We start from the raw sequence: 16,246 nt of genomic DNA on the forward strand, positions 1-16,246 counted from the left end.
GTCCACCAGGTGGGACCCGGTCCCGGAATGACGCGGAAAAGCTACTGTTCGGATCAACTTACTCTACTTATCTGGAGGGTCCGATGAGTGTCACCGACGAGCTGCTGGCCAATGCCGAGCGCTACGCGGAGAGTTTCGACAAGGGCGAGCTGCCGCTGCCGCCGGCCAAGCGCGTGGCCGTGGTCGCCTGTATGGACGCCCGGCTGAACCCGTACGGTCTGCTCGGCCTGTCCGAGGGCGACGCGCATGTCATCCGCAACGCCGGCGGCGTGATCACCGCCGACGAGCGCCGCAGCCTGGCGATCAGCCAGCGCCTGCTCGGCACCCAGGAGATCATCCTGATCCACCACACCGACTGCGGCATGCTGACCTTCACCGACGACGAGTTCAAGGCCTCCATCCAGGCCGATACCGGCCTCAAGCCGGACTGGTCGGCCGAGGCGTTCCCCGACCTGGACGCCGACGTCCGGCAGTCGATCGGCCGGATCGCCGCCGACCCGTTCATCCCGAACAAGACGTCCGTGCGCGGGTTCGTCTACGACGTCGCCAAGGGCAGCCTGCGGGAGGTCACCGACTGAGCCCGGCCGGCGGATTTAATCGGTGGCAGCCACCCGGGGGCGCTGGTAGCGTCGGGCGCCTGTCTTTCCGGGTGGCTCGCAGTTGTACGTGAAGGATCGAATCGAACCGGGCGCCGGCCCGGGGCGGGACCTTTGGTCGTCGCCCGCCGGTCCGTTCGTTCCCTCCTTCGCGAAACGAGGCATCCCCGTCATGGCCGAAGCCCCCACCGCCACCGCCGAGCTCACCGGCGAGCGCGCCTTCCTCACCGAGGCCCGCGCGGCCCTGCGCCGGATGTACGTCGACGTCCTGCACCGCGAGATCCCGGTGATCGGCGGTGAGGACAACGACGAGCGCTTCACCAACGAGGCCAGCCAGCGCGCCTACGAGCAGCGCACCAAAGCGCTCGTCGACCTGCCCGACGTCCCGCTGTTCTTCGGGCGGCTGGACTACGAGCCCGGCACGATCGAGGGCATCGACCGGATCTACATCGGCCGCCGGCACGTCCACGACGGCGGCGGCGAGCCGATCGTCATCGACTGGCGGGCGCCGGTCTCGGTGCCCTTCTACCGGGCGACGCCGTCCGATCGGCAGCGGGTGCTGCTGCGCCGCCGGTACGGGTTCTCCGACAGCGCCGAGCTGACCGGCTTCGAGGACGAGCCGCTGACCGGGCCGACCGGCGGCGATCAGGGCGATGCGTTCCTGCGCGCCGAGATCGAGCGGCCGCGGACCGGCCCGATGCGGGACATCGTCGCGACCATCCAGCCCGAGCAGGACGACCTGGTCCGCGCGCCGCTCAGCCCCTCGGTCTGCGTCCAGGGCGCGCCCGGCACCGGGAAGACAGCCGTCGGGTTGCACCGCGTCGCCTATCTGCTCTACACCGAGCGCGAGCGGCTCAGCCGCGGCGGCGTCGTGATCGTCGGGCCGAACAGCTCGTTCCTGGCCTACATCCGTAAGGTGCTGCCGGCCCTCGGTGAGGTCGACGTCCGGCAGATCACGATCGACGAGCTGATCACGCACCCGATCCAGGTCACCGACAACCTGGAGACCGCGCGGGTGAAGGGCGACGAGCGGATGCCGGCCCTGCTTGGGCGCGCGCTCTGGTCCTTCATCGGGACGCCGACCGAAGGCGTCCTCTACAGCAAGGGCGCGCAGCGGTTCCGGGTGCACGACTACGAGGCGCAGGAGATCGTCGCGGCGCTCAAGGGCAGCAGCGGGTACGCCGCCGGCCGGAACGCGCTCGCTCAGCGGCTGGCGCACGCCGTCCTGGTGTTGATGGAGCGCCGCGGTGACTCGCCGGACGACCGCGTGCAGAACGCCGTCGCCCGGTCGAAGCCGGTGATGTCGCTGGTGAACTCGGTCTGGCCGAAGGTGACGCCGGAGCAGGTGCTGCATCGCCTGCTCTCCGATGCGGACTTCCTGGCCGAGGTCGCCGGGGACGACCTGACGAAGGAGGAGCAGACCGCGCTGCTGTGGGCCAAGCCGCCGCGGTCGTGGAAGACCGCGAAGTGGTCGGCCGCGGACACGCCGCTGCTCGACGAGCTGGACGATCTGATCGAGCGGAAGCCCGGCTCGCTGGGCCACCTGGTGCTCGATGAGGCGCAGGACCTGTCGGCGATGCAGCTGCGCGCGCTCGGCCGCCGCTGCCGGATCGGCTCCGCGACCGTGCTCGGCGATATCGCGCAGGCGACGACGCCGTGGGCCGCCGGCTCGTGGGACCGGGTTCTGCGGCATCTCGACAAGTCGGACGGCGTGGTGGCCGAGCTGGATCGCGGGTTCCGGGTGCCGGAGCAGATCATCAGCTTCGCGGCGAAGCTGCTGCCCGAGATCGCGCCGACGCTGTCCGTCCCGACCGGCGTCCGCACGGTCGCCGACGCGCTGTCCGTCGTCCAGACCGACACCGTGGGCGCAGCAGTCGTCGACGCCTGCCGGGCAGCCTTGGCCGGTGAGGGATCGGTGGCGGTGATCGCGGCCGATGCGCAGATCGCCGGGCTGCGCGACGAGCTGGTCGCAGCGGGGCTGACAACTGCGCTGTTGGGGGAGGTCGAGGATGCGATGGAGAACGGGCGGCTCATCGCCGTACCGGCCACGCTCGCGAAGGGTCTGGAGTTCGACACGGTCGTCGTCGCCGATCCGGCCCGGATCGTGGCCGCCGAGCCGCGCGGGCTGCACCGGCTGTACGTCGTCCTGACCCGGGCCGTCAGCCGGCTGCACCTCGTGCACGCCGAGCCGCTGCCCGCCGCGCTAGCGACTTCCTAGAAGAGTGCGTCCTGCTGGACTTCAGGCACCGGGACGGCGATCGGCGTCGTCGCGGCGGTGAAGACAGCCGCGGGGTCGAGCATCGTCAGCTCCCAGCCGGCCAGCAGCTGGGTGTCGACGAGCGTGAGGCCCTGCGGGGTGTCGAGGTAGAGGTCGCGGCCGATGTGGCAGCTGAGCCGGCCCGAGATGACGCCGTACGAGTCGAGCGGCGCCAGGGCTTGCGTCGGCTGGACGCCGGTCGGCGCGAGACCGTACGTCGGCAGGTGGTCAGTCACCTCGGCCGGACGGCGCTCTTGCCCGTCCGGCCAGTCGAGGTCGCCGGCTTGGGCGGCGAGGGCATGCAGCTCTGCGGCGCGCTCGGCAGCGGTCGGGGGAGCGAGGCGGGCGACGCGCTTGACCGGCGAGTTGACGCGGTCCGTCGTCCCGAATGCGGAGCTGAACAGGCGCTCGACCCGGCGGGCCGCGGCCAGCGAGCCGGTGGACAGGATGGTCGAGCTGAGCGCGCCCTGCTCGAGCAGGCGGGCCGGGCCGCGGTCGACGGCGGTGATCCCGACCTTGAGACGGCTGCCGTGGTGAGCGAGGTACACGGCGAACTCGCGCGGGTCGTCCATCCGGGTGTCGGCGGCGATCGAGTTGGACCGGTCGAGGGTCTGGCAGTCCGGGCAGAGCGGGCCGTGCGCGGTCGCCGGTAGTGCGACGGCGGTCGGGCAGCCGAGGCGGCGTCCGTGCCGGAAGATGCCCAGGCAGCGCCGATCGGGGCCGGCCGTCACGGCCAGCTGGTCGCCGAGCCGGATCGGACTCCGCTGCGAGCCCTCGGGCGCGGACCACTCGAACTGCGGCCGGCCGTCGTTCCAGACCAGGCCGGACAGGCGGGCACCGTCGGTCGGCGTCGAGTCACTCATGGGCGCCGACTGTAGACGACGGCGCCGACAAATCAGCTCAGCTCCTCCGGCGGCGCGTGCTGCTCGCCGCAGTACCCGCACTGGTGGGGCAACGCGTGCCCGTGGCCCTGGCGGCACACGTGCGACCGCCCGCCCACTGCCCACGCAAACCGACACACTTCACCGCCGGCCTCCACCGGCGCACCACCGTCGTGGCTCATCAGTGCACATCCCATCGCTCGCTCGACCGTTCCTGTGTGTGAGACGCACCCCGTACTGGTTCATGACGTGACAACGCGCCCCGAAGTTGACGCCCCGCGCCCACACTTGACCGAAATCTGATGAATAACGGCCAACCGGCCGGGTACCGGCCTCCCGCGTCGTCCAACAGCGGGCGCGCTCCCTGGAGCTGCACCACGAAGGACACCCATGAGCACAGTCGGCGGCGTCGACACCTACTACGACTACGACCAGCACCGCTGGATGTACCGCCGCCTCGGCGGCGGCCCCGTCCACACCCAGCGCCTGACCCACCCACCCCGCGAACACCAACCCGCCGACAAACCAGCTAACCGAAAGCCGGCCGCCCAGCCGGCCCTTCGAGAGCACTCCTGATCCCGCGAGCGGTCATGGCTTTCTCCAGAAGGCTAGGCGCGGGGTGGTGTGGTCGAAGGTCTTCGGCATCGGGCCGGCCAGGAGGGTGCGGGTTCGGGGATCCAGGTCGAGGGTGTTGTGGTCGGCGAGGTGGCTGAGGGCGCTGCTGGTGGTGAGGAGGACGACGTTCTCGCCGGGGCAGCGGGCCGGGCCGGCGCTGAAAGGGATGATCGGCCAGTCGCCCTCCGTGCGGCCGTCGAGCCAGACATCCGGGTCGAAGGCGTCGGCGAAGTCGAGAGCTTCGTCGTCGCGGTGGAAGACCGAGCTGACGACGGCGAACTCGGTGCCCGCGGGCAGCGTCCGTCCGCGCCATTCGGTCGTACTGCGGGACTCGCGCAGGACGACGAGCGTCGTCGGCCAGAGCCGGAGCGACTCCTGGACGGCGCCGCCGGCGACCGCGATCAGCGGTGAGGACTCCGGGTGCCGGGCCTCGGCCGTGATCCGGTCGAGCAGGGCCGGCCGGGTAGCGAGGACGGCGAGTGCGCGCCAGACGGCGATCCCGGCCGCGTCGAACGCGAACAACCAGTGCGGGACCTGGCCGGTCGCGTCGTCGGCGGGTGGCAGCATCGCGATCAGGCTGCCCGGCTCCGCGGCTTCGGCGTACCGGTCCAGGCGCGCCTCGAAGCCGCGGCGGACGGCGGGCCGCCGCGGCGCGAACTCAACCCAGTTGGCGGCCGATCGGAGTGAGTCCAGCTCGGTGGTCAGCCCGAGATCGTCCCGGGCCGAGTCGCCGAGCACGATCCGGCGAACGATCCGGGACCAGACCGCGCGGAACTCGGTCCACCCGACGGTTCCGATCAGCTGGGCGAGCTCTTCGCGGATCACGGCCCGCATCCGGGCTGCGTGCTGGTGGACGGGCTGATGCGTCTCGAGTGCCTGCTCATTGAGCTCGCGACGCGGTTGCCGGAGCGGCGGATCGGTGACCAGCACGGCATGCGGCTGGAAATGCCGAAGCGCTCCGACCTTCTCGGTCGTCGCCGCCGAGAACGGCTCGGGCGTCATGTCCAGCACTCGCCGGACGTCCTCGGGTGCGGTCACCAAGGCGATGGTTCGGCCCGCGATCCGGATCGGCACCGGGCCCTCGGCGTACCGGGTCCGCAGCCGCCGGACCTCGCGCAACGCCCGCGCGTCGACCTGCAGCAGCTCAGCGAGCCGCATCAGCCGCGGCCGGCGCAGGATGGCGCCGCGGGCGACCACCGGCAAGAGTACGTCGCCGATCGCACGAGTCGTATCGAGGACGGAGGCGGTGGGCATCGGCTGGGGCATGGTCGGCCGGTGCCCGGGGTGGAGGCGGTGAAACGGCTGGTTTGCGGCGGATGCGGGGCGGTAACCGGGACCGCATGAAGCTGGGATTCAAACTGATCGCGGAGGCGTACGGGCCGCTGGAGATCGTCGAGCAGGCGGTTCGGGCGGAGGCGGCCGGGTTCGACTTCGTGGAGGTGAGTGATCACTTTCATCCGTGGATCGGCGAGCATGAACACTCGGGGTTCGCGTTCTCGATGCTGGCGGCGATCGCGACGAGGACGTCAGGGATCGGGCTTGCGACCGGGGTGACGTGTCCGTTCATCAGGTACCACCCGGCGGTGGTGGCGCAGGCTGCGGCGACGACGGCGATCCTGTCCGGCGAGCGGTTCACGCTGGGTCTTGGGTCGGGGGAGCGGCTCAACGAGCATGTGGTCGGCGCCGGGTGGCCGGCGGTGGCGACGCGGCACGAGATGTTGCGCGAGGCGATCGAGATCATCCGCCTGCTCTGGAGCGGCGGTTACCACTCGTACGACGGGAAACATCTGAAGCTCGAGGACGCCCGCGTCTTCGACCTGCCCGACGTCCTGCCGGACATCGCGGTCGCGGCGGGCGGACCAGCGGCGGCGCGGCTCGCGGGCGAGCTGGGCGACGCTTTGTTCGTGACCGAGCCGAAGGACGAGCTGATCGCCACGTACCGGGAGTCGGGCGGGCTCGGTCCGGCGTACGCCGAGGTGCCGTTGGCGTGGGCGCAGTCGGAGGACGAGGCGGCCGAGTCGGCGCGCCGGTTGTTCCGCTTCGGCGTGACCGGCTGGAAGGTGCAGGCCGAGCTGCCGAACCCGGTGAACTTCGACGCCGCGACGGCCCTGGTGACCGCCGACCACATGCGCGAGCAGTTCGGCTGTGGGCCGGACGTGGAGCGGCACGTCGAGGTCGCGCGGCAGTTCACAGACGCCGGGTACGACCGGCTCGCGCTGATCAACGCCGGGCCGGACATGGACGGCTTCTTCGACTTCTTCACCAAGGAACTGGCTCCGGAACTACGCAAGGCTGATTGAGAGGAACGCGTCATGCCGGCTGGGTCGAGCAAGAAGCGGGAACGGCAGTACGAGCACATCAAGGCCGGGCTGAAGCAGAGCGGCCGCAGCGAGGACACGGCCGAGGAGATCGCGGCGCGGACCGTCAACAAGGAGCGCGCGCGAGCCGGTGAGGCGAAGGAGTCGAGCCGCAGCTCGACCGACGACATCTCCTCCGGACGCCGCGGCGGGCTGCGCTCGCACTCCGGACCGGGTGGCCGCACGAAGGAGCAGCTCTACAACGAGGCCAAGCACAAGAACATCAAGGGCCGCTCGAAGATGACGAAGGCGGAGCTGGAGCGGGCAGTGGGTCGGGGGTAGCGCGACCCGAACGACAGGAGGTAGTCGCTGGGCCGGCGGCTCGCGCGGCGCCCGTGAGCGTGCCGCGCCCCCGCCCGGGCGACTACCTCCTGTTCTTACGGACGGGATCAGAAGTCGCGGTTCCGCATGAGGCGTCCTTTCGAGAGGCGGTGACCTGCCGCGGTTGCGCACGCGGCATCCTTCAGGGGTCGCTCAGAAGTCGCGGTTGCTCATCGGGGTGTCCTTTCGTCGAGGGGTAGGTCCATCCGATCCTCTGCACGTGATGTGGGCAATCGGTTCGACCGTGAGCGAAAGGGGCTTGCGGATTAGACTCGGATGTCTATGAGCGCACCGGGGGGCCGTTGGCTGGGCGACGGCGTAACGGCCGGGGCCGTGGCCGCGCTGGGCGTCGCGACTGTCTTCGGGCACGGCGCTGGTCCGGCGGCCCGGTTGGCCGCTGTCGGGTACGCCGTCGCGGTCAGCGCGCCCTTGCTGTGGCGCCGGCGGACGCCGCTACTGGTTGCCGCGGTGATCGGCGTCCTGGGAATGGTCGGTCAGCTCCTGCCGATCACCGCGCTGCTGGACGGGCCGTTCCTGGTGGCATTCGCGGTCGCGGTCGCGACAGTGGGTGCGCTCGACCTGCGCTGGGTCGCCGCCGGATGGGCGGTGCTCGCGGCAGCCCCGGCATTCGTCGTAGCCGTTGCCCAAGGCACCAATGGGTTGATCGCAACCCTGGGCTGGCTCGCGTTGGCCTTCGCGGTCGGTCGCGCGATCGGCTTCCGGCGGTCGTACGTCGCCGCGGTGCGCGAGCAGGCGATCGAGCGTCGGGTCACCGCCGAGCGGCTCGCCATCGCCCGCGATCTGCACGATGTCGTCGCGCAGTCCGTCTCCGCGGTGTCCCTGCAGGCGACCGTCGGTCTGTACGTGTTCGACCGCCAGCCGGATGAGGCGCGCGCGGCGCTGGAGCGGATCCGGGTGACCGGGGTGGGCGCGACCCGGGAGATCCGCGAGCTGCTCGGGCTGCTCCGCGGCGCGGACGACGGCCCGACACCCGGGGTGGACGACCTGCCCACGCTGGTGGCAGCGAGCCAGCTCGACGGCCCGACCGCGACGTACCGCGTGCTGGGCGCACCCCGAGCCCACGACCCCCTTGCCGGCCTCACCCTCTACCGCATCACCCAAGAAGCCCTCACCAACGCCCGCCGCCACTCCAGCGCCACCTCCATCTCCGTCCAGCTGCACTGGCAGCCATCGGCAATAGTCCTCACCATCGCGGACGACGGGATCGGGCTGCCGGCCGGTCAGCTGACCGAAGGGCACGGGCTGCGCGGCATGAGGGAGCGACTGACCCTGGTGGACGGCGTGCTGACGACAGATGGCCGCGACGGCTTCCGGCTGTCCGCCACCGTACCGACCGGGGACGGCGCATGATCGGAGTTCTCGTAGTCGACGACCAGGTCATGGCTCGCATTGGGCTGCGCGTGCTCATCGACGGCGAGCCGGATCTGCGGGTGGTCGGAGAGGCGGGGGACGGCGTGAGCGCGGTACGGCTCGCGCGCGAGCTGCGGCCGGATGTGGTGCTGATGGACGTGAAGATGCCCGGCGGGGACGGATTGACCGCGACGAAGGCGATCACCTCCGATCCGGAGCTGACCGCGACCCGGATCGTCGTCCTCACCGAGTACGACGCGGATGACGCCGTCCTCAGCGCGCTCCGCTTCGGCGCGAGCGGCTACCTGCTGAAGGACTTCGCCGCCCCCGCGCTCCTGCACGCGATCCGCACCGTTCACGCCGGCGAGTCCCTCCTCGCACCCGGGATCGCCCGCCGGATCGCCGCCACCTGGTTGCCCCCAGCAACCACTGCCGCCCGCGCCGCCGAACTCGCTCCGCTCACCGCCCGCGAACGCGAAATCCTTGCGCTCGTCGCCCGCGGCCGGACCAACGCCGAGCTCGCCGCCGAACTCCACATCACCCACGCCACCGCCAAGACCCATCTCAGCCGCATCCTCACCAAACTCGACGCCCGCGACCGGGTCCAGCTGGTCATCATCGCCCACCGCGCGGGCCTGGTAACTCCCGACTGATCAGCCAGCCGGGTCGGCCGCTCCGGTGTAAGCGGAGAGCGGTTGGCCGGCGAGAAACTTCAGGAGGGTCGGCACATAGGCCGTGGAGTCCTCGGGGCTGTGCCCGGTCCGGGGGAGAAAGGTGAGGGTGGCGTTGGGCAGAGTGTCGCGGTAGTCGCGGGTAACGGCCCACGGGACGTAGTCGCACTGGGCCCGCAGCACCAAAGCTGGGGTCGCCAGGCGGCTGAGCGCGGGGCGGGGGTCGGGGATGGTGGCGAAGTCGGCGTTGGTTTGCTGGTTGGAGTAGAAGCCCTGCGGGTTCTGGTGGACGCCGGAGGCGTGGGTCCCGCCGGGGCAGCCGCCGAGAGATCGGCCGGAGAGCGCGATCTCGTGGAACCGGGAGTCGGACTCGGCGTCCCCGGCGAAAGCGTGGGCGGCGCGCGGATTGAGGCCGAGCAGGACGCCCTGGAGCAGCAGTCTGGGCGCGGAGGTGAGCTCGTCATAGCGGCGCCGGTCCGGCCCGCTGAGGGCGGACCAGGGCGAGATCTCCAAGCCGGGGTGGGCGTTCGGCCAAACCTCGCCAGGAGAGGTGAAAGCGACCTTGGCGACGCGATCGGGATGGGCGGCGAGGTACTGCGCCGCGAGTGAGCCGCCCCAGGACTGGCCGATCAGGATCACCCGGTCGGCGCTGACCGCCGTCCGGACGGCGTCCAGATCGGCGACGTGGCGGGCGACGGTGTAGCCGGTCGGGTCGGTCAGCCGGGTGGAGCGGCCAGCGCCGAGCTGGTCGTAGCTGTAGACGTCGTACCCGGCCGCGTTGAGCTCCTTCGTCCCAGTAGGCAGCCCCTCGGAGGGCGTTCCGGGCCCGCCGTGCAGAAAGATCACCGGAGTGCGCTGACGAGCCCTGGACGCCGGACTGGTCACGTAAGCGAGCCGGCTCCCGTCAGCCAGCGTCCAGAACCGGACGCCGTCCGGAGTCGCCACCTGAGGCTGCTCCGGGAACGGTCGTAAGAACAGCACCCCGAACGCCGATGCGACCACCAGCGCCCACACGCCACCCACCAGCCACCGCCCAGCCGCCAGGCTCACCCCGAGCAGCACCAACAGCCCGGCCCCAAGAAATACCACCGGCACCGGGACTACGACGGCGACCGCGAGCATCACCCCCACCCCGGCAACAGGTGCGAGCACGCCGGCCACCACGCGAAAGACAGTCATGAGTCGACCGTAGAAAAGCCGGCCGCGGGATGCGTCCGGCTGGAGAAGACGTACCCCGTACATCCGCAGATGTACGGGGTACGTGGGCCCGCGTCAGTTCAGGCGGGTGAGGCGGCCGAACGGGGCCACCTTGACCGTGACCTTGCGGGTGCCGACGGTGAGGTCGAGGAGGACGGCGGTGCCGGTGTTCCGGGTGGCGTAGGTGACCTGCTCGGCTTGTTTGGACGGAATGATCAGCGACAGGATGCGGACGCTCTGACCGGTCCGGGTGAACTTCACGACCGGAGCCGGGACCGGGTTGAAGATGGTCGGCGCGAACCAGCCCTGCGCCGGGTTGGAGCGCCCCTCTTCGACGGTCGTGCTGCCGGCCGGGATGGCGCCGTCCAGCGGGATCTGGATCAGGTGAGTCTTCATCCCCGAGCGCGGCTGCTGGGCGACCGCGACGCCGTTCGCATCGATGGTGACCTTGTGGCCGGGCGGCAGGTGCCAGAGAGTCTCGTAGCGCTGGGTCGTGCCGGACTGGCCGCGGTCGAGCGCGATGACCAGGTCCGGGTCCTTGAGGACGAGGACGTCACGGTTGCGTTCGACGCCTTCGGCGGGCTGGTCGTTGAGCTCGTAGTAGTCCGAGTTCGGCGTGCTGACCGCGCCGACCAGTTTCGTCTTGGCGTTCCGGCTCTTCGCGGTCGGGATCGTCATCACGTTGTGGGCGTACTGCGTCCGCGCCCACTCCTGCTTCTCGTTCTTCCGGTAACCCAGGTAGCCCGGGTCGATCAGCACGTCCTGCCCGTGCCAGTTGTACGTGATCGCCGTGTGGTCCTCGTGCCCGTGGTACGCCCGCGGGAACCCGAACCGGATGCTGTACGACGACTCCTGCCCGAACGGCCGGTTGTCACCCCAGCCCGTCCGCCCGAAGATGTACCCGGCCCGGAAGATCCCGGTCCGCTTGGCCGGTTTCGTCCCCTTCTTGCCCTGGGACGCGACGAACTCCAGCGGCGTCCCGGGGGCGGTCTCGAGCTTCTGCTTGTTGGTGTTGCCGATCTGGTGCAGCTCGCCGTTCGCCTTGGTCGCGAGCGCCAGCCAGAGCGCGAGCTTCTCCCGGCGCTTGTCGATCTCCGGGCCCGGCTCGGTCTTACAGGCCCGCAGCACCTCGGCCGCCCGCCCCCAGAGCCGGTAGTTGAACGACGCGTACCCGACGGACTGCTCGTTCGTCGTGCCCTCGTCGTCGATCGCGTGCACGACGGCCTCGTTCAGCCGCTTGACGGCCAGCTCCTTCAGATCGGCCCGGTCGTAGGTGCACCCGATCCCGAACAGCGCGATGCTCTCGTCGGTGCCGTGGTTGCGGATCCCGCTCCAGTGCTCGGTCATGAACTTCGCGTGGTCGTTCAGCGCGGTGTCCAGCCACTTGTACTGCGCCGGCAGCGTCCGGGCCTGCAGGCTCTTGAGCGTGGTCTGCCGGATGCAGATCAGCACGTTCGTGCGGTGCATCGTCGACTCGGTCGCGCTCGCGCCCTGCCAGGGATACGGGTTGTCGCGCACCCAGTCCTTCGCGATCGCGAGGGTCTTGTCCAGGGCCTGCCGGTTCCCCCGGTCGGCGCCGTAGACGCCGTTGCCGAGCCAGCGCAGCGAGTGCAGCCACAGGTGCCAGCTCGGATCCTTGAACGGGTCCGCGTCCCAGCGGATGTTGCCCTTGCCGTCACCGACCTTGGTCGCCGGGTGGTTGCCCCAGGCAAACTTCTCCTCGAGGACCAGGGGCAGCGAGACCTTGGTCTGGATCCCGCTGAACCCCGGGCAGGCGTACCCGGCGGCGGCCGGCCCCCGGCGCGGCGCCCGGCCGGCCGGTGCCGGCGTGCTCACCGGCGCCGCGGTCGCCGTCCGCTCCGGTTCCATCGTGCCCAAAGGGGCAGTCTGCAACTGCTCCTTGGGCAGCAGGAAGTACGCCGCGCCCGCCAGCGCCACCCCGCACACCAGCAGACATCCGAGCAGCAGCCCAACTGCGCTCTTGGCCCGTCGCCGTCCTTGCACCCCAGCCTCCTTCGTCCCGCCCCGGTAAAGACCAAGACGTGCCGAAGTGGTGAAATTGTTGCAAGAAGCACCAAAACGGAGTGGACTTTTCGGAACTAGCCGATCGCAGGATAGAGCGGGAACTTCGCCGTCAGGACGCCGACGCGCGCACGCAATTCAGCTGTGAACGACTCGCTCGGCTCCTGAATCAGAGCCGCTGCGACGATGTCGGCCACCTCCGCGAATTCGGCCGCCCCGAACCCGCGGGCCGCCAATGCGGGCGTCCCGATCCGCAGCCCAGACGAGACCATCGGCGGCCGCGGGTCGAACGGGACGGCGTTGCGGTTCACGGTCAGCCCGACCGAGTGCAGCCGATCCTCGGCCTGCTGGCCGTCCAGCGCCGAGTCGCGCAGGTCGACCAGCACCAGGTGCACCTGCGTCCCTCCGGTCAGGACCGTAATCCCGGCCGCGCGGACGTCGTCGGCCAGCAGCCGGTCCGCGATCGCCTGCGCGCCCTCGAGCGTCCGCCGCTGCCGGTCGCGGAACTCCTCCGACGCCGCCAGCTTGAACCCGACCGCCTTGGCGGCGATCACATGTTCCAGAGGACCGCCCTGCTGCCCGGGGAAGACCGCGGAGTTGAACTTCTTCGCCAGGTCGGCCCGGTTGGTCAGGATGACGCCGCCGCGCGGCCCGCCGAGCGTCTTGTGGGTGGTCGTGGTGACCACGTCGGCGTGCGGGACCGGGCTCGGGTGCAGCCCGGCCGCGACCAGCCCGGCGAAGTGCGCCATGTCGACCATCAGGTACGCGCCGACCAGGTCCGCGATCCGCCGGAACTCGGCGAAGTCCAGGTGCAGCGGGTACGCCGACCAGCCGGCCACGATCAGCTTCGGCCGGTGCTCGAGCGCGAGCCGCTCGACCTCGGCCATGTCGACCGCGAAGTCGTCCGGACTGACGTGGTACGCGACGACGTCGTACAGCTTGCCGCTGAAGTTGAGCCGCATACCGTGCGTGAGGTGCCCGCCGTGCGCGAGGTCGAGGCCGAGGATCGTGTCACCGGGGTCGAGCAGCGCGAACATCGCGGCGGCGTTCGCCTGGGCGCCCGAGTGCGGCTGGACGTTCGCGAAACCCGCGCCGAACAGGGCCTTGGCCCGGTCGATGGCCAGCTGCTCGACGACGTCGACATGCTCGCAGCCGCCGTAGTACCGGCGGCCGGGGTAACCCTCGGCGTACTTGTTGGTCAGGACCGAGCCCTGGGCCTCCATCACCGCGAGCGGTGCGAAGTTCTCGCTGGCGATCAGCTCGAGGGTGTCGCGCTGACGGCCGAGCTCGGCGGTGATGGCGGCGTGGATCTCCGGATCGAACGCGGCCAGGGACTGGTCGAGCATCTCACTCACCGCCGATCAGGGTCGTGTAGGCGGCGGCGTCCAGCAGGCTGACCTCGCCCGTGATCCGCAGCCGCAGCAGCCAGCCCGCGCCGTACGGGTCGGTGTTCACCAGGCCCGGGTCGGCGACGACGGCCTCGTTGATCTCGGCGATCTCGCCGTCGAGCGGCGCGAACAGATCGCTCACCGACTTGGTCGACTCGATCTCGCCGCAGGTGTCACCGGCGCGGACGGCGTCGCCGGCCGCGGGCAGCTCGACGTACACGACATCGCCCAGCGCTTCCCCTGCGAACGCTGTGATGCCGACCGTCGCGATGTCGCCGTCGACGGCGATCCACTCGTGCTCCGCGGTGTACTGCAGGTTGGTGGGAACGGACATGAGAGCTCCTAGGCGCGGCGGTAGAAGGGCAGGGCGACGACCTCGACGACGTCGTGGGTCCCGCGGATGTCGACGTGCAGCTGGGTGCCGGGCTCGTCGTAGCCGGCCCCGACGTAGGCCATCGCGATCGGGTGACCGAGGGTGGGGGACGGCGCACCGCTGGTGATCGCGCCGATCTGCCGCCCGGACTCCGGGTCGTGGACGGCGTACCCGCTCCGCGGCGACCGGCGTCCGGCCGAGGTGAGGCCGACGAGCACCTGCCGCGCGCCCTCGTCGCGCCGGCGGGCGAGCGCGTCCCGGCCGACGAAGTCACCCTCTTTGCCGAAGGCAACGACCCGGCCGAGCCCGGCCTCGAACGGCGTGGTCGCGGCAGTCAGCTCGTTGCCGTACAGGGGCATTCCGGCCTCGAGCCGAAGCGTGTCCCGGCAGGCCAGCCCGGCCGGCAACAGCCCGTGCGGAGCGCCGGCCGCCAGGAGTGCGGTCCAGATCCCGGCGGCGTCGTCCGGCCGGCAGTAGATCTCGAAGCCGTCCTCGCCGGTGTAGCCGGTGCGCGCGAGCAGGATGTTGCGCTCGGCAAGCGTCCCGGCGCAGATCGCGTAGTACTTCAGGTCGGCCAGCGGCAGCTCGGTGAGCGTGGCGACGATCTCGGCGGACGCGGGGCCCTGGACGGCGATCAGCGTCCAATCAGCCGTGGTGTCGCGCAGCTCGGCGTCGAAGCCGGCGATCCGCTCGACCAGCTCGTCCCGGACGGCGGCCGCGTTGCTCGCGTTCGCGACGATCAGGAAGTGTTCCTCGGCGAGCCGGTAGACGACCAGATCGTCGAGGATGCCGCCGTCCGCGGCGCACAGCATCGTGTACCGGGCGCGACCGGCGCCGATCTTCGACGGCTGCCCGACCAGGCTGTGGTCGAGCGCCTGCGCGACCTGCGGCCCGGTCAGCTCCAGCTCGCCCATGTGGGACAGGTCGAACAGGCCGGCCGCCGTCCGGACGGCGGTGTGCTCGGCGATGTCGGAGGTGTAGCGCACCGGCATCGACCAGCCGGCGAAATCGGTGAACGACGCACCGAGTCGTTGATGTTCCGCATGCAGCGGCGTTGGACGTGACGACGTCATGGCTGGGAGGCTCCCTCGGTCCGGCGTCACGGACACGTGACGCCTCTGCTGGGTGACCTCCCCGCTCTGTCATCGGTACCTGAGAGCTTCGCCGCCGGGTGTGGCGGTTTGCACCGTGGGTGCGGGTCGCCCGCAGTTGCGCGGGCACCCGGCTTTCCAGAGTTCGCCTCATCGGAACGGTCGCTTGGGCCTGAGAGATTCTGGGGAGATTTGCTCCTTCGGCGCCTCATCGTGATGGATGAGGACTCTCCCGCCCCGATTCGAACGGCGCGATATGCGGTTGAGCCGCCGACTCTAGGGTGTGCCCGGCGGCCGGGTCAATCGGCGTCCGGACCCGCTGATGTGATTGGGTCGGCGGGTGACTGCCAACGACGCCGAGGCCCGGAGCCGGCGCGCCCAGCTCGTGGTCTGGGGCGTGTACGTCGGGATCCCGGTGCTGTTCCTGATCGCGACGGTGACGATCAACCTGTCCGCCGACCAGGCGCTGGTGGACTGGAAATCGGTGCTGATCCCGGTCGCGGCGATCGCCGGCGGCTGGCTGTTCCGCGACCGCAGCCGCTGGAAGCCGGACCGCTGGGCCTCGGTCGGCGCGATCACCGGGAGCACCGCCGCGCTGTTCGGCGTCTTCGCGACGATCGTGATCGGCGGCCCGGCGCTGTTCTGCGTCCCGGCGGCCGCGATCGGCGGCGTGATCGGGTTCCTGATCGGCCGGTGGGGCGAGCGTCAGCTGCTCCGGCCCGCGGTGGCCGGGCTGGGGGACACGCCGTACGAGCTGACGTTCCGGATCCGGGGGATCAACCGGCTCCGGCTGACCGTCGGCGACACCTCAGTGACGCTGCGGGCGACCGTCCGGGCCAAGAGCGCGGACGGCGACAACACCCGGGAGAACATCCAGGACGTGCCGCTCTCGGTGCTGAAGGTGTCGGAGACCACGCTGGCCGGCGGTGAGGAGCTGGAGTACCCGATCCGCCTCGACCGGACGCCGGTCAGCACGCCCGGCCCGGCGCTCGTCGTCCAGACTCTCGCGACCGAATGGATCCTGCCGCACGACGAAGCCGTCGTACTGGCCGAGATCCTGAATCGCCGGATCGCCGCGGCCGCGGCGCCGGCGAACTGAGAGGACG

15 protein-coding genes and 2 riboswitches are annotated in these 16,246 nt (G+C 70.7%); of the genes, 8 read left to right on the plus strand and 7 right to left on the minus strand.

Annotated elements, in window-relative coordinates:
• Positions 1 to 83 precede the first annotated feature (83 nt).
• Positions 84 to 578, plus strand: coding sequence for a beta-class carbonic anhydrase (locus ACZ6ZD_RS25365; RefSeq protein WP_171672662.1), 495 nt, complete (start codon positions 84 to 86; stop codon positions 576 to 578).
• Between the two features lie 190 nt (positions 579 to 768).
• The gene (locus ACZ6ZD_RS25370; protein ID WP_465676233.1) at positions 769 to 2,814 is read left to right on the plus strand and encodes a HelD family protein; all 2,046 of its coding nucleotides are present in this window, start codon (positions 769 to 771) and stop codon (positions 2,812 to 2,814) included.
• On the opposite strand, the gene ACZ6ZD_RS25375 is transcribed toward ACZ6ZD_RS25370, so the two are convergent.
• Positions 2,811 to 3,716: a DUF2797 domain-containing protein gene (locus ACZ6ZD_RS25375; RefSeq protein WP_465676235.1), complete on the minus strand. Its 906-nt coding sequence runs from the start codon at positions 3,714 to 3,716 to the stop codon at positions 2,811 to 2,813. The genes ACZ6ZD_RS25370 and ACZ6ZD_RS25375 overlap by 4 nt on opposite strands.
• A gap of 408 nt (positions 3,717 to 4,124) precedes the next feature.
• Here ACZ6ZD_RS25375 and ACZ6ZD_RS25380 point away from each other — a divergent pair, with 408 nt between their 5' ends.
• Entirely contained in the window at positions 4,125 to 4,310 is a 186-nt protein-coding gene (locus tag ACZ6ZD_RS25380) for a hypothetical protein (protein ID WP_465676237.1), read from the plus strand.
• Positions 4,311 to 4,322: 12 nt separating this feature from the next.
• Here ACZ6ZD_RS25380 and ACZ6ZD_RS25385 read toward each other — a convergent pair whose 3' ends face one another.
• On the minus strand, positions 4,323 to 5,615 hold the full coding sequence (locus tag ACZ6ZD_RS25385) for a cytochrome P450 (RefSeq protein ID WP_465676239.1): 1,293 nt from the start codon (positions 5,613 to 5,615) through the stop codon (positions 4,323 to 4,325).
• A gap of 74 nt (positions 5,616 to 5,689) precedes the next feature.
• Here ACZ6ZD_RS25385 and ACZ6ZD_RS25390 point away from each other — a divergent pair, with 74 nt between their 5' ends.
• The 4 genes from ACZ6ZD_RS25390 to ACZ6ZD_RS25405 all read left to right on the plus strand — a co-directional run bounded on the left by ACZ6ZD_RS25390 (position 5,690) and on the right by ACZ6ZD_RS25405 (position 9,051).
• A complete protein-coding gene (locus ACZ6ZD_RS25390) occupies positions 5,690 to 6,649 on the plus strand; it encodes a TIGR03557 family F420-dependent LLM class oxidoreductase (protein WP_465676241.1) in 960 nt (319 codons plus the stop codon).
• 12 nt (positions 6,650 to 6,661) lie between these two features.
• On the plus strand, positions 6,662 to 6,988 hold the full coding sequence (locus ACZ6ZD_RS25395) for a plasmid stabilization protein (RefSeq protein WP_465676243.1): 327 nt from the start codon (positions 6,662 to 6,664) through the stop codon (positions 6,986 to 6,988).
• A gap of 321 nt (positions 6,989 to 7,309) precedes the next feature.
• Positions 7,310 to 8,398, plus strand: coding sequence for a sensor histidine kinase (locus tag ACZ6ZD_RS25400; protein ID WP_465676245.1), 1,089 nt, complete (start codon positions 7,310 to 7,312; stop codon positions 8,396 to 8,398).
• The gene (locus ACZ6ZD_RS25405; protein ID WP_465676247.1) at positions 8,395 to 9,051 is read left to right on the plus strand and encodes a response regulator; all 657 of its coding nucleotides are present in this window, start codon (positions 8,395 to 8,397) and stop codon (positions 9,049 to 9,051) included. Before ACZ6ZD_RS25400 ends, ACZ6ZD_RS25405 begins: the two co-directional genes overlap by 4 nt.
• On the opposite strand, the gene ACZ6ZD_RS25410 is transcribed toward ACZ6ZD_RS25405, so the two are convergent.
• The 5 genes from ACZ6ZD_RS25410 to gcvT form a co-directional block, all read right to left on the minus strand.
• Positions 9,052 to 10,248 carry an alpha/beta fold hydrolase gene (locus ACZ6ZD_RS25410; RefSeq protein ID WP_465676249.1) on the minus strand — a complete coding sequence of 399 codons (1,197 nt, stop codon included), beginning with the start codon at positions 10,246 to 10,248 and terminating at the stop codon, positions 9,052 to 9,054.
• Positions 10,249 to 10,341: 93 nt separating this feature from the next.
• Positions 10,342 to 12,270, minus strand: coding sequence for a heparinase II/III domain-containing protein (locus ACZ6ZD_RS25415; protein ID WP_465676251.1), 1,929 nt, complete (start codon positions 12,268 to 12,270; stop codon positions 10,342 to 10,344).
• A 95-nt stretch (positions 12,271 to 12,365) separates the two neighbouring features.
• A complete protein-coding gene (gene glyA, locus ACZ6ZD_RS25420) occupies positions 12,366 to 13,634 on the minus strand; it encodes a serine hydroxymethyltransferase (protein ID WP_465677474.1) in 1,269 nt (422 codons plus the stop codon).
• A gap of 1 nt (position 13,635) precedes the next feature.
• Positions 13,636 to 14,010 (minus strand): glycine cleavage system protein GcvH, encoded by a 375-nt coding sequence (gene gcvH / locus ACZ6ZD_RS25425; protein ID WP_465676253.1) that lies wholly within the window; start codon positions 14,008 to 14,010, stop codon positions 13,636 to 13,638.
• Positions 14,011 to 14,018: 8 nt separating this feature from the next.
• A complete protein-coding gene (gcvT, locus tag ACZ6ZD_RS25430) occupies positions 14,019 to 15,122 on the minus strand; it encodes a glycine cleavage system aminomethyltransferase GcvT (protein WP_465676255.1) in 1,104 nt (367 codons plus the stop codon).
• A gap of 64 nt (positions 15,123 to 15,186) precedes the next feature.
• A riboswitch (glycine riboswitch) is annotated at positions 15,187 to 15,284 on the minus strand.
• 5 nt (positions 15,285 to 15,289) lie between these two features.
• A riboswitch (glycine riboswitch) is annotated at positions 15,290 to 15,385 on the minus strand.
• 95 nt (positions 15,386 to 15,480) lie between these two features.
• Here gcvT and ACZ6ZD_RS25435 point away from each other — a divergent pair.
• Entirely contained in the window at positions 15,481 to 16,239 is a 759-nt protein-coding gene (locus ACZ6ZD_RS25435) for a hypothetical protein (protein ID WP_465676257.1), read from the plus strand.
• Positions 16,240 to 16,246: the final 7 nt, after the last annotated feature.

The organism is Kribbella sp. NPDC104218, assembly GCF_055584105.1.